This window comes from Arthrobacter globiformis (assembly GCF_030817195.1).
Lineage (GTDB): Bacteria > Actinomycetota > Actinomycetes > Actinomycetales > Micrococcaceae > Arthrobacter > Arthrobacter globiformis_D.
The window spans coordinates 2,726,006-2,749,333 of record NZ_JAUSYZ010000001.1; the positions used below are offsets into that span (position 1 = coordinate 2,726,006).

The following is a 23,328-nucleotide window of genomic DNA, read 5'->3' on the forward strand; positions in this document are numbered from 1 at the left end:
GGTTAAGTGGTGATCGTCTGTTGCCTCATGTCATTAGATTCGGGAAAAGGGTAGATCTCGGCACGCCGCTGGAGTAGGTTGAGCGCAATTATTAGCGTCGCCGGGGAGTCAACCGTGACCAGTAGCAGACACAATCACAATTGGCTTTTCCCCTCCCGCCTCCTCATCGCGCTTGGCATCGTAACCGCAACTGCGTTGGCGAGCTCCGGGTGCACGTCCACGCCCACGCAGGCCCCCGCGTCGTCCATTGCACCGCCATCGGTGGCCGCTTCATCTACCGGCACGACGGAGGGAGGAAAGACAGGATCGGCGACTCTGGGCGGACTGGACAAAGCCAAGGTCCAGGAGACTTTCCGGACTCTGGCTAAGGAGCTGCTGGTACCGGGAGCGGCCATGATGCTCCGCACCGCGCAAGGCGACATCAGCCTCACCTACGGCGTGACGAGCGCCGGAGGGTCAACATCTGTCTCACTCGATGACCACATCCGCATCGGCTCCGTCACAAAGACGTGGACTGGGACCGTCATCCTGCAACTCGTGCAGGAAGGCAAACTCAAGCTTGAGGATCCCGTTTCGAAGTACCGCTCTGACGTACCGAACGGCGACAACATCACCATCGAGCAACTCCTGACCATGCGCAGCGGAATCTACAACTACTCGGAGTCGTACGAGCTCAGCAAGGCCCTCGATACCACGCCGCAACGGGTGTGGACGCCTGAGCAGCTCGTGGCCATCGCCCTGCCGCTGCCCGCTTATTTCGGCCCGGGCGAAGGCTTTCACTATTCGAACACCAACACGGTTCTGCTGGGGCTCATAGCGGAGAAACTGGATGGGAAGGGCTTCGGGCAGATCGTGCGCGATCGGATCCTGGGACCACTTGGCCTGAAACAAACATCGTTTCCGGCGTCGGACTCTTCGGGCCTTCCCAAGCCTTTCTCCCGCGGTTACATGTACATGGACAATCTCCTCACCCTGTCCACGACCAGGCTTCCGGCGGACTTGATCGCTAAGGCACAGGACGGCTCATTGAAACCGAATGACTATACAAACGCCAACCCTTCGTGGACGTGGGCCGCCGGGCAGGGCGTCTCCACGGCTGGGGACCTCATGACCTTGGCCGAGGGCCTCACTGATGGCAAGCTGCTCAACTCGGACCTTCAAAAGAAGCGCATGGAGAGCCTTGCGCCGATCGACCCGGACAACCCAGACGCTGCGCGGTATGGCATGGCACTGGCCCAGTTCGGCCCGCTCTACGGACACACCGGCGAGCTCCCCGGCTACAACACCTTCATGGGCAGAGATCCGCAGAACAATGTGACCTTGGTGGTGTGGACCAACCTTGCCCCGGCACCGGATGGACGGGACCCGGCGTCGACGATCGCCAAGGCCATCATCGGGGACCTCTACGGCACAGCGCCTTCAGCTCCAGCCACGCGGTGAACCTCAGACACGGCGCCCGGCGGTCCCGAGGGCTTGGCACCGGAGGATATCTATCCAGAGGGAAAACAAGGCAAGCCCGGCTCAACCTGGCCCTGCTCCTTTAACGCACAGATCGCTCAGATCGGGAATCCGGTCAGTCGTTCCACGTGATCAACCAGCTCAGGTTTCGGCTCAGCATCAAAGTCGTCGGCCTCCCCCTGAGCTTCATAAGGGAGGCTCGCCTCTGTAGCTCCGCAGTTCACACACACTCCAGTGTCATCGCCCCACGGGCCCTCCTGTCTGCAGGGTCCCGGTCAGCCCGCTTCCATGCCTTCGCCCATGGGAAGAGGATTTCGCCATCGGCAATCTTCTGAGCAAGTTCCAGATTCATGTCAAACGATGCCACCATGGCCTTGCTCCCGGCCGTGGTCACTGCCTTAAGGATTGTCAGAGTGTATGGAGCACCCAGGCCGATGATTGCGTCAGCGGCGGTGGTGGCTTGTAGCTTTGCCGTCACGTCGATGACACCTGGGTCATGTCCGTCCCCATAACGTAGAGCGTCTCCGTTGCCGGAAGCTTTTCCTTAGCCCCTGCACAGCGGGCTTCGTGACCAACGTGGCCCTGCTCCAGGATTACGCAGATAGGATGCTTAAATCCCAACTCGCTGAGTTTGGAGCCGACTGCCTGCCCGGCTAGCTGTTCATTGGACCCGAAGTGGGTAAAGGCGCCAAGCTGTGCGGAGACTGATTCACCGGCGTTGATGCTGACTACCGGTATGCCCGCGTCCACTGCTTTTTTCAAAGCGCCCTTGACGGCGTCCGGCTTAGCAAGCGTGACGGCAATCCCATCAACCTTCTGGTCCACCGCCTGCTGGATGAGCTGTGCCTGCCGGCCTCCCTCCGGGTCTGAAGTGTAGAGAACCTCGACGTTATCCTTTGCTGCGGCTTCGTCAGCACCTTTACGGACGATGTCCCAGAAGGTGTCGCCGGGTGCCGCATGGGTGATTAGGGCGACCTTCATACGCGGCGTGGCGGGCAACCTGCCCACCCCCTCCGTCATTTACGACGCTGTCCGGCCTGCCATGCTGCTGTGGCGGCGGTCCGCCGCAGAGACGCTTTCTTCAAAATGAAATCTCCTTCGGTTCCAGTGGGGTCGGGAACCTGATGCTTCCGACTTGATTGAGGATGGCTGGCCGTTCAGGGCCGGATGAGCGGTACCTGCCTAGCTAGTGAAGCGACGCTGAAGTTCCTCCTCTACCTTTTCCAAGCTGCGGCCTTTGGTTTCGGGAATTGATCGGATGTAGAAGATGAGTGTTCCGATATTGATCACGGCGAAGAGGAAGAATGTAGAGCCTTGGATTGAGTCGATAAGGATGGGGAAGACCAAGGACACGATCGTGTTGGCGATCCAGACGAAGGAGATCGCGAGTCCGGTAGCGAATCCACGGATCCTCAACGGGAAGATCTCGGCCAGCAGGAGCCAGAAGATCGGCCCGATGCAGGCCTGCATGAACAGGAGGAATAGCAACATGCCTGCCAGGACGAGGTAGGAGCGAAGTGAAGACTCCGGCAAAAGGAAGAAGATGCCGATGAGAGCCAGTGCCGCGGTCAGTCCGCCTTGGCCAGTAATGATGATTGGACGCCGGCCAACTCCACGATGCAGCAGATAGATGCCCAGCAGGGTTGCGAGCACGGACACTACGCCGTTGCAGATGGTTGCCACCAGGGACGCTTGCGTATCCAGCCCCGTTGAAATCAGGACCGAAGGCGCGAAATACATGATGCTGTTGACGCCTGTTGTCTGTGAAAGGAATGCAATAGCAATCCCGAGGAAGACAAGTTTACGAATCCATGGTGTTTTGAGGTCCCGGATGCTGCCCGTTCTGCTCCCGGCGTCTTTTGCCGCCGATGCCTGCACCTCCTGAAGTTCGTCGTCGATAATGTCCGCCGGTCGCGTCCGGAGCAACGACTTTCGAGCTTCCTCAATGCGTCCTTTGCTGACCAGCCACCGCGCGGATTCCGGGACGAACAGCATGCCCAGCCAGAGGAGTACCGCGGGGACGGATGCCAGCATCAGCATTCCGCGCCAGATGCGCCCGTCGTCGGATATCGAACCGAGATATGCGTTCGAGCTGTAAGCGATGAGCTGGCCGGTAACGATCATCAGTTCGTTCACCGTGACAATCTGCCCGCGTCGTGAGGCTGGGGCGAGCTCGGCGAGGAAGACCGGCACAGTAGCCGAGGCTCCGCCCACGGCCAGACCGAGAATGAAGCGGGCAACTATGATTATGGCGGTGTTCGGAGCGATGGCACACCCGATGGCACCAATGAAGAAGATCACCGCGAGCAACATGATGTTGCGTTTGCGGCCCTGTCGATCCGAGAGGCGTCCGCCAAACAGCGCCCCAAACGCCGCCCCGAAAACGAGGGAAGCGGTCACAACGCCTTCTTGGGCGGCGGTGAGCTCCAGCCCGCCTGCGCTTCCAGGCAGTGTCATGAATGGAAGGGCGCCGCTGATGACGCCGGTGTCATAGCCGAACAGCAAGCCACCAAGGGTCGCGATCGCAGTGATCAATCCCAGCTTCGGGCCAGTGGATTCGGTAATGCGGGGTTTTCCAAGTACAGGAGACGTCTGCGTCTGCATATTGGTCCTTTGTGTGGGAGGGTCAGATGCGGGCGGGAGCCCAGTCCGGGGCATCACGGAGCAGCACGGAACTCAGGAGTTCGGCAGACTTGCGGACGCCTTCGCCGGAGTTCACAAGGACGTCCTCGTGCTCGATGTTGAGCGGGCCGTTGTAGCCGACTGACCGCAGGCTGTAAACGAAGTCTGCCCAGAATGCGGCACCGCCGGGATGGCCTAGACCAAGGGTCACGTAGTTCCAGGATCGGTCCGTGGCACGGGCCGGGGGCAACGTGTCGAGAATGCCGTTGACTGCCGTGTTGGGCGTCTCAATGCGGGCGTCTTTGGCATGTACGTGGAAAATTGAGGAGCCCAGCGCGCGTATGACCGCAAGAATGTCCGCGCCCATCCACATGAGATGGGACGGATCGAGGTTTGCACCAACGACGCCGTCACCCACAATGCCCTGCAGCCGCTTCATTGTGGCCACATTGAAGACGAGTTGCCGCCCGTGCATTTCAACCGCCAGGCGAACGTTATGGCTTCTTGCGAATTCAGCGAGCTGAACCCAGTAGGGCTCTGCTACTTCTGACCATTGGTATTCGAGGATCTCAAGCGTCTCCGGCGGCCACGATGTAGTGATCCAGTTAGGCGCCTTCTCACCCCGCGCCCCGGGAAGCCCGGACATCAGAACAACCGTGGGCACGCCCATCTCGGAGGCCACCCTTATGGTGTCGCGCACGACCCTGTCGTGGGCAGGTCCGGTCACGGGATGGAGCTGATTTCCATTCGCGTTCAGTGCGCTCAGGGTGAGCCCGCGGGAGCTGATGGCTTCAACAAGGGCCTTGCGTGCTGAGGTGCTGGAAACGAGCTGGTCGAGGTTGGCATGGGGGGAATCGGACCAGTTGCCGGTGGCGATCTCCACAGTGTCCATGCCAAGTTCGGCTGCAATATCGAGCACCTGCTCGAGCGGACGCGAACCCAGCGAGTCGGTAATTAGTCCGAGCTGCATGAGTGTTCCTTTCGTACGTCTTTGTGCGGAAATGAGGACGAGCAGGCTATCTAAAGCTTTAGATTCCGATGTTAGACTTAATGTCCTTACATATCAATAGCCTTGGAGCGTGGTACTCAGAGCATGGGAGAGGGGTCCGGGGGCAGGGCGATGTCCTGTTCGTCGCCCCTGAGATGTCGAGACGATGCCTGTCACGGTGCTGCCGATGACGTCCGATTGCGGCTCAACGTGGGCAGTGAGGCCTTTCGGTCACCCGCGCCGATCCTGTTGAAACCGCAAAGGGCTATGCCTTCGGGAACGCGGATACTGGCAGGCTGCAGTTCGAAAGCCACACTCACGGCGTTGGACGTATCGGACCCGTGCGGGCTGATGCCGCCAATGGCCGCGGGTTGCCTATGCGGGCGTTCATAGAACCAGGCGAGCTAAAGACCGGAGAACTTAGTTCCCATGTCCGCGCTGTCAGAAGCAGGAGGCGATAGGATCACTCCATAGTGCCTAGTCATCATAAGAACGCCAAGCGAGTCGGAATCATTGACGTCGCGCGCGAAGCAGGCGTGTCAACGGCAACAGTCAGCTTCGTTCTCGCAGGAAAGGCGCCGGTGGCGGACGCCACGCGTGAACGGGTCCTGGAAGTGGTTCGCCAACTGGGCTACCAGCGCAACCGGCACGCCCGCGCACTGCGCCGCGGCGCGCCGAAGTCGCTATCAGCCGTGGTGCCGGACGTCACCAACCCTTTCTATGCGGAGCTCATCGCCGCCATCGAGAATGCGGCGAGCGGCAGGGGTTTCATGCTCTCACTTATGAACTGCCAGCTGGATCGCGCCCGCGAGGTGTCTTATTTAGGCGCCGTATTCGACGAGGTGCCGGATGGGATCATCTATGTCCCCATGACAAGCGACGCTGTGCATGAAGTAGAGTCCCGCTTCAATTCCGGTCCGCCGATTGTAATCGTGGATGAGATAACGTCCCATGCGGGCGACGGCGCGGTGTCCGTTGACAACGAAGCGGGAGCCCGCATGGTGGCACGCCATTTTCGTTCACTCGGACGCCGGCGCGCGCTGGTAACCGGCCCGCCGCGGGGACTGCCGACGTCGGCAAGCCGAGCCGCAGGATTCATCGACGAAGCCGCGAAGGTGGGCCTTGAGGTAGCGCAGGCGGCGTTCGGTCAGGTCCGTACGTCCGACGCTGGTGCCGTCGCAGCCGACATACTTATCGGTGATCGAACCATCGACGCCTACTTTGCCGGCAACGACGTCCTCGCCATCCAGGTTCTCTTCGAACTGCAGCGAGCCGGCATACGCGTGCCCGAGGATATCGCCATTTGCGGCTTCGACGGCATCGGGTGGGGGCAAATGATTACACCTCGGCTAACTACCGTGCGGCAACCGATCGAACAGATCGCCAATGCTGTCATGGATCTCATCTCGATACCCCAGGGCGAACACCAAGACATCGTCCTGCCCGTCGGGTTCATGCGTGGCCAGACAACGTAGCCTGGCGGTTTCGCTGTCGGCAGGATGACGATCGAACACCCACGTCAGAAATCAGCTGCCTCTTAGGCGAGTTCGCCGCAGCGAAGACCCCGTGGAATCATCGCAGAACCCGAGAACCCCGCCCCTATCTCGGGTAACCAGGGCCTGAACCGGCACCTCCCAGGGCTCCTCCTGACTGCAGTGGCACTATGGCGGGCTGCGTAGCGCCTCTTCTGATTACGCACTGGTAACTGGCTGTAACCGAGCATTTCCGCCACGATCTGCGGGAACTTCGGTGACGGGTGCGCGGAGGGTTACGTTCCGTGGTCCCAGACAGTCTGGCGCCATGACCGAGTTGGGGTGGTGTGCCGCTTGTTGCGGCAGACGGGGAATAGCCTTTCCCTGTCGGAGCGGCCTGGGGGTTGCCGATTTGATCGTGAGCTTCTTGCGCAGGGTACCTCCAAGCCCCTCGCAAGCTACCAGCCCGGTATCACTCAGCCGCACAAAGAAGTCCGGCACATGTCCGCGGGCACGCTCGGTCCCTTTAGGCCACAGCACAGCAAAGGGCCGGGACGCGATGCCGACAACGTCCCTGTCGTGATCGGCAAGCATCGGGAAATCCCGCTCCAGCAAACTCTCAAAGCCCACATGCGAGCACGTCGTGTTGGACCACCACGAACCCCCATGATTACGCTTGCCAAGCCAAGGAAAAGAAGGAACGGATAGGCAGCGCAGACTCCAACCGCAGCGACGCCAAAGCCGAGAACACCGGCTCATCCAGCATGCGCCCTGACATCTGGACTGAAAACGGACAAACAAAGAAGTCAACCTCCCCTCTTCCCCTGTGCTTTGAAGGCCGATATCCGGCCTTCCGTCGACCTAAGTGGTTTCCGCTGTCAGCTTGGGGTGTATTTCAACCTGATATGAGGATCCGCCCCACTACGCCTGTTCCCGGTGTCGCGACGCTTAAAGGCGGCCGCCGATTCGCTTGTGCTTGTCTACAAGGACATCCAGCCCATTGCTGGCCTTGGCCGCAAAGAGGATCGCCCTCGACCGAGCCTCGGTCGAGGGCGATCCCCGAAGTGCGGGGCGTTACGCCAGCAGAGCAGCAGTGCCGTCGGAGAGCAGCCTCTAACGCTTATTGAGGCAGTTCCAGAGAACCGGTCCTCCGCCGAGGAGAAGGACCCCTACGGCTTGGAACCATTCGAGTGGATCCCGCCGGGTGCAGTCCCGGAGAGCAGGTGCTCACCCTCCAGTACCTCGGGGTCGGCCGGAGCTACGGTGACACGCCCGGCCCGGCTGCCAGTCTCCGGGAGGGTGAAGTAGACGATGAGACTGAGGGAGACAATGGCGATCATGTAGACCGCGACGTACATGGGTTGTCCGGCGCCGACGAATGCGGCGGCGATAAGTGGTGCGGTGCCCCCGAACACGGCGATCACAATCTGGTGCGCGAAACCTATGCCGGATACCCGGACTGAGGCCGGGAACAGCTCGGCCTGGATTGTCGGGTAGACGGACTGCCAGATACCGAGAACCACCCATCCGGATGCCGACACCAGAACGTACACGCCGAAGCCCGGCTGGTTCAGCAGCAGGAGCAAGGGGTAGAAGAGCACGATCATGCCGATGGCACCGATGATGGGGAAGATCTTGCGTCGGCCGAGTCGATCCGAGAGCGCGCCGCAGACCGGCACGATGACGACGAGCAAGGCCAGCCCGATGACGCTCCCGGCCAGGGTGGAGGACAGGTCCCGGCCGGTGGTCAGCTTGGCGTAGGTGGGGAGGAAGGTGGCCCAGGTGTAGTAGGCCACGGCCGGGGCAGAGAGCGCCGCTGCCTGCAGCAGAGCCTTCGGGTGTTCGCGGAGCAGGTCCATCAGGCGCGCCCAGGCGGACTTTTGATCGACGAGGGAACTTGCCTCAAACTCAGGGGTCTCATCTGCGCGGGCCCGCAGGATGAGACCGACGACGCCGAGGACGCCGCCCACCAGGAACGGGATGCGCCAGCCCCAGGCGGCGAGGTCGGCTGGAGCAAAGGACGATGTCACCATCGCCGCGCCGCCGGTCGCTGCGAGGGTCGCCAGGCCGCTTGCCATGTTGGAGAAAGAGCCGAACAGGCCCCTCCGGTTCGCGGGAGCGTGTTCGACCATGAACGCGATGGCGCTCTGCTGCTCAGTGCCGGCCGAGATGCCCTGGAGGATGCGTGCAACCAGAAAGAGAACCGGTGCTGCGTACCCGATCGTCGCAAAAGGAGGTGTGAGGCCGATGATCAAAGCACCGAGGGCCATGCCGGAGATGGACAGCGTCAGGATGAGCCGCCGGCCGAACCGGTCCGCCAGCGGAGAGATGATGATTCCGCTCAGTGGGCGTACAACAAACCCGACCGCGTAAGTAAGCAGTGCTGCGACAAGGGACGCAAACGGGGAGTCGCTCGGGAAAATCTGTGTCGAGAATACCGCTGCCAGCAGCCCGTAGATGTACCAGTCGTACCACTCCACGAAGTGGCCGATCGTGCCTGCCACCATGTTGACGGAGCGGTGAGGGCGCTCGGACACTTCAGAATGCTCCGAAGGATCCGGGCTGCCGAAGGCTTCTTTTGAGGTCTTCATTGAACTCTCCATACTTTCACGTTTGCTGGGGAGGGGTATTGGAATATCCGGGACAACCGCAACGGCGTGGTGGTCCGGTCTTGGCCGCCTGTACCTCGCTCGAAGGTATTGCTGAGCTCCAGGGAGGCCGATGCGGCTTTGGCTGGTAATGAGATCGGTTGCAGTGATCACGTCGCTGAGATCGGTTGCTGAGATCGGTTGCAAGCAACGATACGTAGGGTATGCGGGTCTGTCCACGACTTTTTTGGATTTGGAAACGGGGGTCCAGATTGCGTCAGCGGTTGATAGGAGGATCTGTTGCCGCCCTTGTTCAACGGCCCGGGCGGAGCCGGCTGGGCGGGCGGTGGCAGCCCGGTGTGTCGTTCGATGTGAGGGCTGCCTCTGGTGCTTAGCGGCAAAGGCTATTGCGTCGAAGAGGAGACGCTCCGGGTTGGATCGACCTAATGCGGTGGCCGGCCCCGACCCTCAGGGGCCAAGGTGCGCGACGCCATCGGAAGCTTGCCGATTAATCGACCGCTGTTGGCCGGGGGAGGTCAGCGACCGGGCAGGAACGCGTGGAACGTGCCCTGAGCCGTTATCCCTCGATGGGCAGGGGCTTCTCGTTGTTGAGATCAAGGAAATGGACCCCGGACCAGGCGCAGTCCAGGCTGCCGTGTGCCGCCCAGTACTCGTCCCAATGCGCAAGTTTCCACCGATCTCTTTCCAGGCCCCTTCGAATAAGTCGTTCTCGGAGAACGTCCTGGGAGACTTGCACCCGCACTACCGTGGTCTCGGAGGGGGGCCAGTGGAACTCTTCTGCGGCGCGCGCCAGGTAGTCCGGTACGCCGAAGTATGCGCCGAAAGGTGCGTCGAGTACGACCGATCGTCCCAGCCGCAGGTTCACTCCTGCGACATCCATGAGTGTCTGGTACTCCAGGGGCAGCAGATTTTCCCGGTAGAACGTGTTGGATTCCCGGTCGGTGGGGTCATGTCCGGTTGCCTCCAATGCGAACTCGACAAGACGGCCGCAGATCCGGTCCTTGTCCAGGTACGCGGCATGGTGCTCCTTTGCTGTTTGCTGGGCAATGGTTGACTTTCCGGATCCGGCAGGGCCGATGACAATGAAGACTTTGGGGGCCGTCACTGGCGGGCCTCTGCCACTGCTGAGAGAAATTCCCTGGCGGCCTCGGTGACTCGGGAGAAGTCGCCGTCAGGTTGCCATGGTTTTGTCACGGCGCTGCCGACGCCGACGCAGGTGACCCCAGCGGCGAACCATTCGGCGACGTTCCCGGGAGTGACGCCGCCCGCCGGCATGATCGGCAGGTGTGCCAGGGGGGCGAGCACCGACTTCGCATATGGAATGCCGCCGGCTTCGGTGGGGAAGAGCTTGAGGATGTCAGCGCCCGCCTCGGCCGAGTTAACAAGCTCGGTCGGCGTGTAGGCCCCGCTTACGGTGGGTACCTGGTACCGGTTTGCTGTCCGGATCATTGCCGGGTTCAGCTGGGGACTGACCAGGAAGTCAGCGCCGGCTCGGATGCACTCGTAGGCTGAGTGCTCGTCCAGGACCGTTCCGGCTCCGATCGCGACTCCGTTGGGCCCGTGCTTGGCAGAGAGTTGGCGGATTACGTCCACGGCACCCGGGATCGAGAGCGTGATTTCAAGGGCCCGAAAACCTCCGGCGATTGCCGCTTCCGCCACCTGTTCCGCAAGCTCTGCGCTCTCCAGGCGCACAATCAGGACCGCGCCGGACTCGTCAATGGTCTTCAGGGTGCGAAGTTTTTTATGCATTGCTGGCCTTTCTTCTGGCCCAGGCAGTTTCCCTTGTTCCGGGGCGCCCCTGGGCCGCTGTTGAAGTGTCGTTGACAAACTCTCCCACCATCCATACTGTTATTGCAACCGATCTCAGCAATCGATCTCATACTGAGCGATCAACAAGATCTCATACTTAGCAAAGGAGCTGGCAGGGTGAGCAAACCACGCACGATCATTCTTGGTGCTTCACACTGGCACGTTCCGCTGTACGCCCGGGCAATCGGCGAAGAACACCAGGTCGTCGCCATCAGTGACGAGGACGTGTCGCTCGTCCAGGGATTGGCGACGGCGTGGGGCGCTCCCGTTGAGGCGGACTGGCGTAGCCTGCTCGATCTGCCGGAGGTGGGGCTCGCCTATGTCTTCGGCTCGCACGATGGGATGGCGGAAAAGTGCCTGGCCCTGATCGAGCGTGGCGTTCCGTTCGTGGTGGAGAAGCCGCTGGGAACGTCCCTGGCGGAACTTGTCCAGGTGCGGAAGGCTGCGGACGCGGCCGGTGTGCCCGCGACGGTTCCGCTCGTTCAAAGGGGCGGCCCCACCGACCGGTGGCTGGCCAAGGCCGGCCGGCCGACGTACCAGAGGATCTCCTTCATCGCCGGACCGCCCTTGCGCTACCTGGCTAACGGCAATCCCTGGATGCTGGACCCCGCCACCGCAGGGGGAGGGTGCCTGGCCAACCTGGGACCGCATTTCGTCGACCTGTTCCTGCAGTCCTGTGGCGAGTCTGCGGTGAGTGTCGACTCGCGGCTCTCGTCGGCCCTGCACGGCGGAGCTGTTGAGGACCATGCCAGCCTCATCATCACCACCCCGAGCGGGCGTGAAGCCATCGTTGAGGTGGGGTACGCCTTCCCGGGTTCACCGTTGAAGCGGTACTGCAGCTACACGTCGGCCGGCGGGGCGGGATTCGCCTCCGTTAACTCGGACGGTTCTGCCACGTTCACCGCGTTGGACGGGACAACGGAGTCCGCCGTGATCGACGTGGACAGTGACCCTCTCTATGATCCCTTCGTACGCCGTGTCGCGCAGACGCTGGAAGATGGATTCCGGGGGCTGCCAACACTGGCCCAGCTTGAAGATGTGATGCGCCCGATTTGGCAGGCATATGACGACCAGCACGGAGGAAAAGAAAATGGCCGACCTTAGTATTGACGTTGTCGCGAAGGCGGCCGGTGTCCACCGCTCAACGGTTTCCCGGGCATTCTCCCGGCCGGAAGCGGTGAAAAGCGAAACCCGCGAACACATCCTCCGCGTCGCCGAAGGGCTCGGCTACACCATGAGCCCGCTCGCCCAGGCGCTCCGCCGAAAGACCAGCACCTTCGTCGCGCTGATCGTCCCTGACATCACCAATCCGTTCTTTGCAGAACTTGCAAAGACCATGACGCAGGCCGCCGATGAGCGCGGCTACCAGCTGCTGCTGTGCGTCACGAACGGAGACCCCGCCAAGACCGACGGGTATTTCACCGCGATGCAGGCCATGTACGCGCCATTCGGCATCGTCGCGCCCTCCACGAAAGTCGACACCGAGGCCCTGAAACGCTTCGATTTCGGCCACAAGGTGGTGGTGATCGACCGTGTGGAAGGCGACTCCTCGGTTCCAACGGTCACCGTCGACAGCCGCCGCGGAATCATGCTGGCCCTGGAACACCTGCGTTCCTTGGGGCACACGTCCATCGGTTACGTTTCCGGTATCGCCGGGACCCACACCGCCCAGGACCGGATGGACGCCTACCTGGAGCTGTCATCTGAAGGCAATGGCACGCCCCTTGTACTCGACAGCGGCTCCGATCCGGACGCAGGGGCGCGCGCGGCCAAACACTACCTGGAGATGGAAAATCCACCGACGGCGATTATCGCCGCCAACGACATGGTCGCCTTCGCGGTGATCTCGGCCCTGGGCCAAAGCGGCATCCGCGTACCGGAGGACGTATCGGTCATGGGCTTTGACGGCTTGGCCCTGGGGGCCCGGTTCAACCCGCCCCTGACCACCGTGCGCCAGCCGATCGCAGACATGGGAAACATCGCCATCGAACTGGCAGAAAAGCAGAACCTGGACGGCTCGGTAGACCACATCGTTCTGGAGCCTGAACTTCTGGTGCGCGCCTCCACCTCAGGACCTCGCAAATGAACGCGGCCAACGAAGGAACCCTGCGGCGGCTGCCCGGGCTGCGGCACACCGACCACGTCGGCCTGACAGTTCCGAACCTCGAGGACGCCATCAGGTTCTTCATCGAGGTACTCGGCGCCGAGGAGCTGTACCGCTCCGACCGAGGACCCGACGAAGAATTCATGCCGACGAACTTCGACGTCCCTGCCGATGCCCGGCTCACCCTCGCCATGCTCCGCCTGCCCCCGAACCTGAACATCGAACTTTTCGAATGGAGCAGCGCTGAACGGCGGGAGACCCCGCCCCGGCACTGCGACGCGGGCGGGCACCACCTGTGCTTCGTTGTGGACGACGTCGACGAAGCGATCGGGGTGCTGCAGGAAACCCCGGGAGTCAGGGTGCTCGGGGAGCGCAAGGAAGTCGCCGGCGACAGCCCGCGCGTGGCCGGCAATCGCTGGACCTACTTCATAACCCCCTGGGGGATGCTGATGGAAATCGTCGACCGGTCCCGCGTCGCATCCCCACCCCGGCTCGTCGGTCCAACCGACTGGTCAGCCACACAAGACACTTCCAGGAAGGACAATCAACAATGAGGCTTGCAGGTCACACACTAGGCACTCCGGACCATACGGTCCCCCAGGCACTAAAGCTTTTTCGGGCCGCGGGGCTCGACGCCGCCGAAGTCATCTACCAGGACGGCTACACCTCAGGTCTGCCACAAGGCGACCGGCGCGCCGCACTGGAGGCACTGAAGGCCGCGGAGGGTGAAGGGCTGCCCATCATCGGCCTCACGCCCTACACCACAGCCATCAATGCCCTGGACGAGAATGAGTGGCGCGGGGGAGTCGACGAATTCCGTGGCGCAATTGAAACCGCGCATCTGCTCGGCGCCGACCGCGTACGCGTGTACGCGGGGTCCTGGCATCCCGGTGACACCGATCATGACCGGCGATGGGCGAAACTGCGGGAGGCCCTGCAGACCCTGGCCCCCGAGGCGGAACAGGCCGGCGTGCGGCTGTGCGTGGAGAACCATTTCGGCACCATGACCCAGACCGCGGCAGAAACCGCCGCGCTCGTGCAGGAGATTGCCCACCCGGCCGTTCGTGTTCTCTACGACCAGGCCAACCTCACGTTTACCCACGACGAGACGTTCGAGGAGGCCTTTGCCGTCCAAGGCGAGCTGATCGGCCACGTCCACGTGAAGGACCTCGTCTTCACCGATCCCAATGCGGCCTTCCGCGCAACGGAAACGGCCCGCGTCGACGCGTCCGAGCGCGCCGTCCGGTCACGGGTCATCGGTACCGGCGTCCTTCCCTGGCCCCAGATCCTCGCGGCCCTGCTGCGCCACGGCTACGATGACCTGCTGAGCATCGAGTACGAGTACCGCTGGCACCCGCAGGACCTCCCCACCCCCGAGGACGGATTCCGGGAATCTGCGGCCGCACTGCGCGGGATGCTCACGGAAATTGCAGAAATGGAGAACGCCCGATGAACGGCCAGCGCCTTCGCGTCGGCGTCGTCGGCGCGGGCAACATCGCCACCATTGCCCAATTGCCCACACTCGTACAGCGCGATGATGTTGAGTTGGCTGCCTTGGTGTCCCGGCGTGAGGACCCGGGAAACCTGGTCCGGCGCTGGGGTTTCGGCGCCGCCTACCGGTCTGTGGAGGACATGCTGGACGCGCAGGATCTGGATGCCGTCTTCGTCCTCACACCCCGGTCCGAGCATGCCCACGCGGTCCAGCTGTGCCTTAATAATGACGTCGACGTGTTCTGCGAAAAACCCCTGGCCCCCGCCACGGAAGAAGCCGAGCATTTGGCGGACCTCGCCGATGAACGCGGCCGCATCCTGATGGTCGACTTCAACCGCCGCTACGCACCCGTCTACACCGCCGGCCGGGAGCTGTTCGGCGCGAAAGGCGCTACCTTCTGCGTCGCGCAAAAGAACCGCCCCGGGTCGGAATACCGCGCGACATTCGAGAACGCCATTCACATGGTCGACCTGCTCCGCTGGTACTGCGGCGGTGAACCCGTGGACGTGGCCGCACACGCAGCGGGCGACGATCCCTGGGAAGAAGACGGCGTCGCAGCCATGATCCGTTTCAGCACCGGCAACACCGGGGTGCTGATGGCTGCCCGAACAGCGGGTGCCTGGAACGAAAAGCTGGACGCCTACGGCGACGGCAAGACCGTGGAGGTACGCGCCCCCGAAACAGTGTCGACCACCGTAAGGGGGGTCACCACATCACGCGAGCTCAGTGCCGAGGCCTACGGCTGGGCAACAGCGACAGACACGCTCGGATTCTCCGCCGCCGTCCACCACTTCATGGACCGGGTCGCTGACCGCGCGCAGCCACTGACCTCCGGTCGCGAAGCCGTCCATACCCAGCGCCTGCTGGACCGGGTCCTCGCCGCCTCCGGACTGCCCACAGAAGAACAAGAGGGCCGGCAATGGGCAAGCCACGCCACGAGCGGCAACAGCTAGTCAGCACGGACACGCGCTCCACCCAGGACCGGGGCTGGCAGACAACCCAGGCTTTGGCACACCCTTTGAAACACCTCAAGTAAGGACCTAGAAAGATGAAACGAGCAGCCCACCAGCCGACCGCAGGGCAGCGACGGACAAGCGGAGTTATCAGATGAGCCTTAAAGACCAAGTCGTTCTGGTAACCGGATCAAGCGGCGGAATCGGCGATGCAGTCGTCGACGCATTCACAGCCGAAGGGGCCCTCGTCATAGGTGCCGACCGCGCCCCGAAAGAGGGCCAGGAACTGGCCGGCTTCTTCCCGCTCGACATCACCTCCGAAGAACAATGCGCCACAGTTGTCCGTGACATCACAACCAGGTACGGGCGCATCGACGCCCTCGTCCATGCAGCTGGAGTCCTGGGCACCACGCCGGACATCATGAATACAACGACCGAAGAATTCGACTCCATCATGCGGATCAACGGCTCCGGTACGTTCTCCATGGTCCGGGAAATCGCACAATCAATGATTGGGACCGGAACTCCAGGTGCCATCGTGATCCTCTCCTCCGTTGCAGCAAAAGAAGCCCGCCTTAACTACTTGCCCTATAACGCAAGCAAACTCGCCGTGCTTCACATCATGTGGTCCTTCGCCGAGCTGCTCGGTCCCAACGGCATATCGGTCAACGCCATCGCACCAGGCCCGGTAAACACTCCCATGTGGGCACAGTTCGCAAAAGACTCAGGACCGGATGCAGCCGCCAACCGGGCCAAGCGCGCCGCGCAACTTCCCATGCGCCGGTTCGCCGAACCAGACGAAGTCGCCCGCGCCATCCTTTTCCTTGCCGACCCAAACAACCGCTACATCACCGGCGTATCCCTCGATGTTGCAGGCGGAGCGCACCTCGGCATGGGGACCTGACCGGGACTGTCTGAATAACGGTGTGTGGGGTCCGGCCTGATCCGAAAGGAGACGGCCGTGTCAGAGTCCACGACCGAGATGACAGGGGTGATGATCGATCCTGTGACGGGAGAGATCATCGATCAGAAGGAGCTTGCGGAGCGGTTGCTCGCGCAGGCCAAGGAGCAGGGCGTGGGCCTGGTGGGCCCGGGGGGTGCCTCTATGGTTTTCGTCAAGCTGCTGAGGGCAGATTTCGTGGTTCCGGGTCCTGGTAGAGGGTTCCGTCTCGGAGCATGGCGAAGAGCACGTCTGAGCGGTGGCGTGCGAGGGCGATGAGGGCCTGGTTGTGGCGTTTGCCTTCCGCCCGTTTGCGGTCGTAGTAGGCGCGCGACGGCGGGTGGTGCAGGGCCGCGAACGCGGAGAGGAACAGGGCGCGTTTGAGTTTCTTGTTCCCGCGCCGGCTCGAATGCTCGCCCCGGATTGACGTCCCGGAGCGCCGGGTGACCGGTGCGATCCCGGCGTAGGAGGCCAGATGGGCCGCGCTGGCGAAGTGCTTGCCGGTCACTTCGGTGAGGATGCGGGCGCAGGTCCTGACGCCGATGCCGGGCATCGAGGTCAGGACCTTGTGAAGAGGGTGGGCCTCCACAAGGGCTTCAACCTGGGCTGCGACGTCGTCGCGCTGGTGCCGCAGAGCCAGCAGCTGCTCAGCTAGCTTCGGCAGCACGATCCCGGCCGCGCTGGTGCCCACGACCACAACTGTCTGTTCGCCGAGCGCAGTGAAGACGGCATCGGTGAGCCGTTCGGCAGCGCGGGGCGCGTGTTTCTTCAGCCGGGCTTTGACGTGTCCGCGACCGGCTGTCTTCAGTGCGGCCGGTGTCGGATAGCGCGTGAGCAGGTCCGCCACGGCAGGGTGATCGAGATGCGGACCGAGTGCCCGCTCGAGGGCCGGGTGGATCTGGGTGAGCAGCCCGCGGATCCGGTTCGAGGCAGCGGTGATCTGGCCAGCGAGGTCGTCGTCGAAGCCGCAGAGCACGCCGAGTTCGGCCAGGGTCTCATCGTCCAAGGCAATCGTCCGCAGCGTGTGGGGCATGCTCCTGGCGGCTTCGGCGATGATGGCCGCGTCTCTCGCGTCGGTTTTGGCCTGTCCGGGGTGCAGGTCCGCGATCCTGCGCATGGCCAGGCCCGGCAGGTAGCCGACCGCTGCGCCGGCCGCCTGGGCGACCGCAACAGGCAGTGCTCCGATGGTAGCCGGCTGATCCACGACGAGCAGGATATTCCCGTGCCCGGACAAGGCATCGAGGATCTCCCGCAGCCGGGCTTCGTCGTTGGGCAAGGCCCTGTCGAAGAGCTTCTTCCCGGCCTTGTCCAGGGCCACGGCATGGTGGCCGGACTTCCCCACGTCAAGACCGATGAACACGTCAATGTCCTGCTGATCCAGAATCACCGCCATACCCGCTCCCTTGTTCGCACGTCACTGACCTGTGCTGGCTGGTCACGGCGGCAGGCGTCGGCATCCACGTTACGAAGGACCCGTCGTCGTGCCTCTATCAGCGATCAGCTGCCGCCAAGCCGGTCCCGGTGACAACACCCCCCGGATCATGAACGACTGGGGGCAGAAACCATGCCGGAACCGACCGGCCAACACACCCTCATCCTGCAACAGGAACCGGGCTACGAAAAAGGTAACGGGGGCTGCTGAACCGGCTTACGAGGAATGTGCTGGAGTCCGCGCTGGAAGCGGCACTGACCGAGCACCTGGGGCACGAGCATGGCCAGACGCCGATCGCAGCCAACATGCGCAACGGCACCAGGTCAAAGACCGTGCTGACCGAGATCGGCCCGGTCGAGATTGAGGTGCCCCGGGATCGGGACGGGTCTTTCGAGCCGGTGATTGTGCCCAAGCGGAAACGGCGTCTGGACGGGATCGATCAGATCGTGCTCTCGCTGTCCGCCCGGGGATTGACCACCGGGGAAATCGCCGCGCACTTCGAGGAGGTCTACGGGGCCAGGGTCTCCAAAGACACCATCAGCCGCATCACGGAGAAGGTCGCCGGGGAACTGGCCGAATGGTCGGCCCGGCCTTTGGACCCGGTCTATCCGGTGCTGTTCGTTGACGCGGTCGTAGTCAAGGTCCGTGACGGGCAGGTGCGCAACACCCCGTTCTATGTCGTCATGGGCTCACCACAAGTGGGGAGCGGGAGATCTTCGGCATCTGGGCCGGCGACGGTGGCGAGGGTGCACGGTTCTGGCTGCAGGTATTCTCCGAGCTGAAGACCGGGGTGCGGAGGATGTGTTGATCGCCGTCTGCGACGGGCTCAAGGGCCTGCCGGAGGCGATCACGACCACGTGGGAGCGAACGGTTGTGCAGCAGTGCATCGTGCACTTGATCCGCAACAGCTTCCGCTACGCCGGACGCCAGCACCGCGACACGGCATAGTCAAGGCGCTCAAGCCCGTCTACACGGCCCCGTCCGAGCAAGGCGAAGGACCGGTTCGCCGAGTTCACGGCCGAATGGGGCCAGCGGTATCCGGCAATCGTGCGGCTCTGGGAGTCCTCCTGGGCGGAGTTCGTGCCGTTCCTGGAGTACGACGTGGAGATCCGACGGGTGATCTGCACGACGAACGCGATCGAGTCGATGGGTCTGAATTCACAGCGGTTTAGGCCTGTGAAGGCGGGGGCCGGCTCTAGACTGGCTTGGCCTGGCACAGGTACTGGGACACCGTTTCCTTGCAATGCCGTAGTCATAGGCCATGGCGACTCTTGATACTCAGTTGCCTGCTAGAGGGCTGTGCGGGGCTCCTCTGTGGACGCACCCGGAGTTTCGGTCTCTCAGGTGCGCCGCCACTGAAGATGCTGGTGTCGTTGAAGCCGCAGCTTCAGGAACCGGCAGCATTGCGGCTGCCCGGCGGACGGCCAGATAGACGCGAAGGCAATCCTGCGGCCGGCTACAAGCTTCGCGCGCGGACCTTGCGGATAGCCGGTTAACCCTATGCCTGAACAAGGAGCCGCTGGCTGGCGTGTAAGGGGCTGATCATCCGGCAGAAACTTGAGGTGGGAGTCATATACTGACGCTGATACGTGCACACGTGTCACATAGCACCACCAAGGGGGAACCTCGCGATGAAAAAACTTGCCGCCACACTTCTGATGACCGGCATTCTCGCTGTAGCAGGGTTTGCCGCTCCGGCTAACGCCGCACCGAAGGATCAGGACAGCACCACGTCCTCCTCTTCGACTACCTCGACCAACCACGCAACCATCGGCTGGTGGCCGAACTAACTTCGGCGGAATCTGGCTAGCCAAAAGACCGCCCCTACCTCCCGGTTGGGGCGGCTTTTTGCCGCCGCGGCGCCGCTCGATTCCACCAGTTCCGCCGAAGAATGATGGCCCCACCTTGGACGCCGGCTCCGCTGCTCGGCGAAAGGGTGCCCAAGGAACCGCGGTTGGCGTTCCGACCCGTCAAGGGTTGGGCGCCTGGGATGGGGGAGGTACCCTCGCCGTGACGCTTCACGGATTACGAGCCGGATGTTGGCAAAGGGGGCTGCCTGAACGGCTGAGGTGTCCGGGTCGTGGCCGTCCTTAAGCGCGTTCTCCAAAGTGCGGCAGTACTCTTCAAGCCGCAAAGCGCCTGCCATCGCGGAGCTGACCTTCAGGCTGATGAGTGCTTCCAGGGTCGGCTCAACGTCCCTGCCGGACAGGCCTTTGAAGATCTTCGCGGCACGGACGGGCAGCATCCGGAAGTACTCCTCCATAAATGCCCCGGCGACAGCCTCTCCGGCGTCTTCCGTCAACTCCTGAAACAGGCCGTCGGCCAGGACAGGAAGATCCCGGTCATCGATCACCTTAGGAACCCCTCATTTTCACATCGTCAACAGGTGGTTTTCGTTGATAATGCTCCGATACCGGCCTCAAGGACCGACCACCATCACCGCAGATTTCAATCAAGGGTTCACTGGCCCTTCTTTGCGCCGCAGGATTGGTAGCACCGCAAAGCCCTTGTTTTCGCGGACGGGCGAAGATGCTCTGACCGGCGCTTGGCTCAGCCGAGGCGGGGACCGCAAACGCCAACCGTGCCCTGCATCAGGTCGACCTGGTCCGCATGGCATCGTCTCCGTGAACCAGGGGCTGCGTGGACAAACGCACCGCGGAAGGCAGGAGCAAACGTGGAATCATCCGCTCTCTTAGAAGCTATGCCGCCCGGGAAGTCTACCGCCGATGACCGAACAAGCAACCAGCACCAGTCGTTCTCATGGTTAACCTTGTCGCTCTCACCTAGCTGTGTTCAGGCGGGTTGAGTGTGGGCTGCCTTTTTCTGGGTTCGGAGCGGACGCGCCAGACCGCCACGGCGACGATCGCGATGATGACGGCGACAGCGGTGACGTCCCTGCCGGCGGTTTTGGCCACGGCTTCGTACGAATTGCCGGCCAGGTAGCCGAGCAGCACAAGGCCCGTACCCCAAGTCAGTCCGCCGACGGCGTTGATGGCCAGAAACCGCGGACAGTGCATGCGGGAAATGCTGGGGCCTTATGGGTGTTCCGTGCTAAATAGAGCGAAGTCTTGGTCATGCTTTTTTCTGCTGTCTGCGCCCATGAGATGGTCGAAGGGAGGTCGCAACGCTATGACGTTCAATGAATCCGAGTCCTCGGCTTGCTCTGCACATCACTGCTCGGCCCATTTCGTGAGTCGGATTCCGGCTGAGCCCGGGAACGCCGTCTCGTCTCAGTTGGTCTGCGCGGCAGCTGGTGGTGGAGAGGGATTCCCAGCGCCGCAAAAGGATCGTCACACTCGTATGGGTTGGGGCTCAAAGTGCTCACAAAAGAGGGTGTGGACAGTGTCCACACCCTGGGCTTCGGATTCGGTTGTACAGGCCTCGGACTGGGCCGGAGTGGGGATGTTTTCGAAAAAGTGGCGGACTTTCAGGGGAAGAGGCTGGTTCGAGTCCCACCTCGGGCACAGTGCTTCCGCAGGTCAGAGGCGTTTTGGGGCCTCTGACCCCGTGTGCAATGTACACACCCCGCTCCGCGGGTCTTCATGACGGTGTGTTGGTCACGCCGTATTTATCGGTGGACGTTCTTGTGGCCGGGTGCTCCTTTCCTTGAGCGTGGCGATTTTCCGCCTTGTTGCTACTTCATTGCTCGGCAGGGTCGTTCCGACATGACCTGTTTCGAACAGGGGGAGCGGGACCGAGGCGGCCTGTTCTCTTTGTTTCTCGTCTCATGCATGTTCATGGTTGTGGTCGTGGGCTACCGCATGACCAAGGAGTTGATTCGACTTATTAGTCTAGGTACAAATCTTTGGCTATCTGCGCCAGCGGCGCCTCGCCCTTGCGGGCCACATCAATAACATCCTGGCGGAACTCCGCGCCGTAAGCCGTCGGCATGGGCAACATCCTTCCACGAGCACCCGCTGGCTAGGTCAAGGAGTCACCGCCTGGCGTTCTGGGTCCCCTCCACGTCAAGACGAGCAGTATCCCGGCCAGCTGGATCTGGGACGTCCCGACTTCCCGTCCGCCCACGTGGAGGAGATGGTGCACCAGGGGGAAGTCAAGGATGCCGCGTCCGCATTCAACTGATGAGGCGCTGCCAATAGATATTTAGAGCAGTTTATGCACCAATCTGACGGGGAGCACTCGCGCGGTTTTCCCGAAATTGCTGTGGACTGCCTCGTTCAAGGCTGAGTCGTCGGCTCGTCACACACAAGGCCAGCAGACACCAAGCCGCGGTTCGACCCAACCAAGTTCGACAGCTCCACAGTTACCTTTCTGGTAAGGCCAACGACAGCGCCGGCCATCTTGTCATGGCCATGACCAAGTCGGCCCTATCAAGTCGAAAGTAACGAGCGCAAAATGGGTGGTAGCTGTACCCGCTCGCTCCCACCGTAATGTCGGCCCGCCTGAAGTCGGCGTTACCTTTATCCAGTCAGCAGGAGATGCAAATGCAAGACAAATTGGAACCGTTTGCGGTGAAACCAGTTACGGGAACGTTTTCCCTGCAAGACCAGGAGGACAAGGCAAAGGCGATCCCTCTTACGTACCACGTGGATATCTGGCCTGAGGAAATAATCGAATCGCCTTGGGTGGGTCTCCACTTCATGGATGAGTATTCCGGACCCGCCAGTGGGCTGGCCGGACAGACTCTGCCGCATCCTAAGGCATAGAAATTTGGACCTGGCGACTTACACAATCGCCCTTGGAGCATCGTCTAGATTGACGACTGGCACATCTGCGGCCAAATAGGCGTCTACGGCATGCGGAGCGAAGAGCTCCTCTATGGCGAGGCGGGCTGTGCCCACGGCTCCGTTTCGGTCCCCAAGCTGGCTGGTGAGGATTTGGAGCTTTCGTGTAGCCAGCGGCTGCGTCGGCTGGTAAAGGTGTTCTCGCAGGCCGGACATGAAATGGTCCTCAGCCGCGAAGCAGATCGCCGCCGATCGTGAGTATCCGAGGTTGAGCAGACTGACGGCGGTGGCAAGAACCTCGCCGTGCAGTTGCCCCGATTCCCGGACGAGCTCGACGGCTTTGGGGTGTCCACTGCGTGCCAAATTGACCGCGTCACGGCTTGTTTCGACCTCGAGTCCTTGCTCTCGCAGACGACGCGCGAGTGCACCGCCGCTAGCCGAAGCAACGCCTGACCTGCGAAAGCATGGCAAAACGCCTACGGACGGGTTCTCGCATCTGTTTGAACTCGTCCTACTTCACGGCCGATATCGAGCCCTATGTCGGCCGCAGATCCCATCGGTGGCAGTTGACGTGCCCATCGCCTGCTGGAGACTTCTACTTGCTGCATCGGCATCAACTTCTCAGTACGAGATGTCGTTTCTTCTGTCACAAGTTTGAGGGCTGTCCGGTCTTAGTTGGTGATGGGACCGGAGGACAAGCTGCGCCGATGGAATCCAAGATGACATACCCGCGCGCGCCTCAAGGAATCTTAACTTTAGGTATC

General features: G+C 62.1%; 18 protein-coding genes and 2 pseudogenes. 10 read left to right on the forward strand and 10 right to left on the reverse strand.

Annotated elements, in window-relative coordinates; translation table 11 throughout:
- The first annotated feature begins 114 nt into the window (after positions 1-114).
- Positions 115-1,440: a serine hydrolase domain-containing protein gene (locus QF036_RS12315; RefSeq protein ID WP_307102188.1), complete on the forward strand. Its 1,326-nt coding sequence runs from the start codon at positions 115-117 to the stop codon at positions 1,438-1,440.
- A gap of 292 nt (positions 1,441-1,732) precedes the next feature.
- Here QF036_RS12315 and QF036_RS12320 read toward each other — a convergent pair.
- The 3 genes and pseudogenes from QF036_RS12320 to QF036_RS12330 all read right to left on the reverse strand — a co-directional run.
- Positions 1,733-2,473: pseudogene (locus QF036_RS12320) on the reverse strand (substrate-binding domain-containing protein); the annotation flags it as partial.
- Between the two features lie 167 nt (positions 2,474-2,640).
- Positions 2,641-4,116 carry a sugar porter family MFS transporter gene (locus QF036_RS12325; protein WP_307102190.1) on the reverse strand — a complete coding sequence of 492 codons (1,476 nt, stop codon included), beginning with the start codon at positions 4,114-4,116 and terminating at the stop codon, positions 2,641-2,643.
- Positions 4,085-5,050, reverse strand: coding sequence for a sugar phosphate isomerase/epimerase family protein (locus tag QF036_RS12330; protein WP_307102192.1), 966 nt, complete (start codon positions 5,048-5,050; stop codon positions 4,085-4,087). Before QF036_RS12330 ends, QF036_RS12325 begins: the two co-directional genes overlap by 32 nt.
- Positions 5,051-5,541: 491 nt before the next feature.
- Here QF036_RS12330 and QF036_RS12335 point away from each other — a divergent pair, with 491 nt between their 5' ends.
- Positions 5,542-6,543 carry a LacI family DNA-binding transcriptional regulator gene (locus QF036_RS12335; RefSeq protein ID WP_307102195.1) on the forward strand — a complete coding sequence of 334 codons (1,002 nt, stop codon included), beginning with the start codon at positions 5,542-5,544 and terminating at the stop codon, positions 6,541-6,543.
- Positions 6,544-7,709: 1,166 nt separating this feature from the next.
- On the opposite strand, the gene QF036_RS12340 is transcribed toward QF036_RS12335, so the two are convergent.
- The 3 genes from QF036_RS12340 to QF036_RS12350 all read right to left on the reverse strand — a co-directional run bounded on the left by QF036_RS12340 (position 7,710) and on the right by QF036_RS12350 (position 10,898).
- On the reverse strand, positions 7,710-9,131 hold the full coding sequence (locus QF036_RS12340) for an MFS transporter (protein WP_307102196.1): 1,422 nt from the start codon (positions 9,129-9,131) through the stop codon (positions 7,710-7,712).
- 574 nt (positions 9,132-9,705) lie between these two features.
- The gene (locus QF036_RS12345) at positions 9,706-10,254 is read right to left on the reverse strand and encodes an AAA family ATPase (protein WP_307102198.1); all 549 of its coding nucleotides are present in this window, start codon (positions 10,252-10,254) and stop codon (positions 9,706-9,708) included.
- Positions 10,251-10,898, reverse strand: a complete 648-nt coding sequence (locus QF036_RS12350) for a bifunctional 4-hydroxy-2-oxoglutarate aldolase/2-dehydro-3-deoxy-phosphogluconate aldolase (protein ID WP_307102200.1) — start codon at positions 10,896-10,898, stop codon at positions 10,251-10,253. Before QF036_RS12350 ends, QF036_RS12345 begins: the two co-directional genes overlap by 4 nt.
- Before the next feature lie 177 nt (positions 10,899-11,075).
- On the opposite strand from QF036_RS12350, the gene QF036_RS12355 reads away from it, so the two are divergent.
- The 6 genes from QF036_RS12355 (at position 11,076) to QF036_RS12380 (ending at position 16,411) form a co-directional block, all read left to right on the forward strand.
- On the forward strand, positions 11,076-12,062 hold the full coding sequence (locus tag QF036_RS12355) for a Gfo/Idh/MocA family protein (protein WP_307102202.1): 987 nt from the start codon (positions 11,076-11,078) through the stop codon (positions 12,060-12,062).
- Positions 12,049-13,044 (forward strand): LacI family DNA-binding transcriptional regulator, encoded by a 996-nt coding sequence (locus QF036_RS12360; protein ID WP_307102203.1) that lies wholly within the window; start codon positions 12,049-12,051, stop codon positions 13,042-13,044. The genes QF036_RS12355 and QF036_RS12360 overlap by 14 nt, the downstream gene beginning before the upstream one ends.
- The gene (locus QF036_RS12365; protein ID WP_307102205.1) at positions 13,041-13,616 is read left to right on the forward strand and encodes a VOC family protein; all 576 of its coding nucleotides are present in this window, start codon (positions 13,041-13,043) and stop codon (positions 13,614-13,616) included. Before QF036_RS12360 ends, QF036_RS12365 begins: the two co-directional genes overlap by 4 nt.
- Positions 13,613-14,515 (forward strand): sugar phosphate isomerase/epimerase family protein, encoded by a 903-nt coding sequence (locus tag QF036_RS12370; protein ID WP_307102208.1) that lies wholly within the window; start codon positions 13,613-13,615, stop codon positions 14,513-14,515. The genes QF036_RS12365 and QF036_RS12370 overlap by 4 nt, the downstream gene beginning before the upstream one ends.
- Positions 14,512-15,507, forward strand: a complete 996-nt coding sequence (locus tag QF036_RS12375) for a Gfo/Idh/MocA family protein (RefSeq protein WP_307102210.1) — start codon at positions 14,512-14,514, stop codon at positions 15,505-15,507. The genes QF036_RS12370 and QF036_RS12375 overlap by 4 nt, the downstream gene beginning before the upstream one ends.
- A 154-nt stretch (positions 15,508-15,661) precedes the next feature.
- Positions 15,662-16,411 carry an SDR family NAD(P)-dependent oxidoreductase gene (locus QF036_RS12380; protein WP_307102211.1) on the forward strand — a complete coding sequence of 250 codons (750 nt, stop codon included), beginning with the start codon at positions 15,662-15,664 and terminating at the stop codon, positions 16,409-16,411.
- 211 nt (positions 16,412-16,622) lie between these two features.
- Here QF036_RS12380 and QF036_RS12385 read toward each other — a convergent pair whose 3' ends face one another.
- Complete coding sequence (locus QF036_RS12385) at positions 16,623-17,840, reverse strand: IS110 family transposase (RefSeq protein ID WP_307102213.1); 1,218 nt, start codon at positions 17,838-17,840, stop codon at positions 16,623-16,625.
- Positions 17,841-18,106: 266 nt separating this feature from the next.
- Here QF036_RS12385 and QF036_RS12390 point away from each other — a divergent pair.
- Both QF036_RS12390 and QF036_RS12395 read left to right on the forward strand, forming a co-directional pair.
- A pseudogene (locus QF036_RS12390) lies at positions 18,107-19,154 on the forward strand (IS256 family transposase).
- 356 nt (positions 19,155-19,510) lie between these two features.
- Positions 19,511-19,669: a hypothetical protein gene (locus QF036_RS12395; protein WP_307102215.1), complete on the forward strand. Its 159-nt coding sequence runs from the start codon at positions 19,511-19,513 to the stop codon at positions 19,667-19,669.
- On the opposite strand, the gene QF036_RS12400 is transcribed toward QF036_RS12395, so the two are convergent.
- The 3 genes from QF036_RS12400 to QF036_RS12410 form a co-directional block, all read right to left on the reverse strand.
- On the reverse strand, positions 19,666-20,232 hold the full coding sequence (locus QF036_RS12400; protein WP_307102217.1) for an Hpt domain-containing protein: 567 nt from the start codon (positions 20,230-20,232) through the stop codon (positions 19,666-19,668). The genes QF036_RS12395 and QF036_RS12400 overlap by 4 nt on opposite strands.
- A 430-nt stretch (positions 20,233-20,662) precedes the next feature.
- Positions 20,663-20,896, reverse strand: a complete 234-nt coding sequence (locus QF036_RS12405) for a hypothetical protein (protein ID WP_307102219.1) — start codon at positions 20,894-20,896, stop codon at positions 20,663-20,665.
- A 1,668-nt stretch (positions 20,897-22,564) separates the two neighbouring features.
- Positions 22,565-23,035, reverse strand: a complete 471-nt coding sequence (locus QF036_RS12410; RefSeq protein ID WP_307102221.1) for an ROK family protein — start codon at positions 23,033-23,035, stop codon at positions 22,565-22,567.
- Positions 23,036-23,328: the final 293 nt, after the last annotated feature.

What these genes read in the sequence shown, in the direction of transcription:
- QF036_RS12325 (WP_307102190.1), bottom strand. Translation starts at nt 4,116, where the DNA reads ATGCCCCGGACTGGGCTCCCGCCCGCATCTGACCCTCCCACACAAAGG.
- QF036_RS12330 (WP_307102192.1), bottom strand. Translation starts at nt 5,050, where the DNA reads ATGCAGCTCGGACTAATTACCGACTCGCTGGGTTCGCGTCCGCTCGAG.
- QF036_RS12340 (WP_307102196.1), bottom strand. Translation starts at nt 9,131, where the DNA reads ATGAAGACCTCAAAAGAAGCCTTCGGCAGCCCGGATCCTTCGGAGCAT.
- QF036_RS12350 (WP_307102200.1), bottom strand. Translation starts at nt 10,898, where the DNA reads ATGCATAAAAAACTTCGCACCCTGAAGACCATTGACGAGTCCGGCGCG.
- QF036_RS12360 (WP_307102203.1), top strand. Translation starts at nt 12,049, where the DNA reads ATGGCCGACCTTAGTATTGACGTTGTCGCGAAGGCGGCCGGTGTCCAC.
- QF036_RS12365 (WP_307102205.1), top strand. Translation starts at nt 13,041, where the DNA reads ATGAACGCGGCCAACGAAGGAACCCTGCGGCGGCTGCCCGGGCTGCGG.
- QF036_RS12370 (WP_307102208.1), top strand. Translation starts at nt 13,613, where the DNA reads ATGAGGCTTGCAGGTCACACACTAGGCACTCCGGACCATACGGTCCCC.
- QF036_RS12375 (WP_307102210.1), top strand. Translation starts at nt 14,512, where the DNA reads ATGAACGGCCAGCGCCTTCGCGTCGGCGTCGTCGGCGCGGGCAACATC.
- QF036_RS12380 (WP_307102211.1), top strand. Translation starts at nt 15,662, where the DNA reads ATGAGCCTTAAAGACCAAGTCGTTCTGGTAACCGGATCAAGCGGCGGA.
- QF036_RS12385 (WP_307102213.1), bottom strand. Translation starts at nt 17,840, where the DNA reads ATGGCGGTGATTCTGGATCAGCAGGACATTGACGTGTTCATCGGTCTT.
- QF036_RS12395 (WP_307102215.1), top strand. Translation starts at nt 19,511, where the DNA reads ATGAAAAAACTTGCCGCCACACTTCTGATGACCGGCATTCTCGCTGTA.
- QF036_RS12405 (WP_307102219.1), bottom strand. Translation starts at nt 20,896, where the DNA reads ATGCACTGTCCGCGGTTTCTGGCCATCAACGCCGTCGGCGGACTGACT.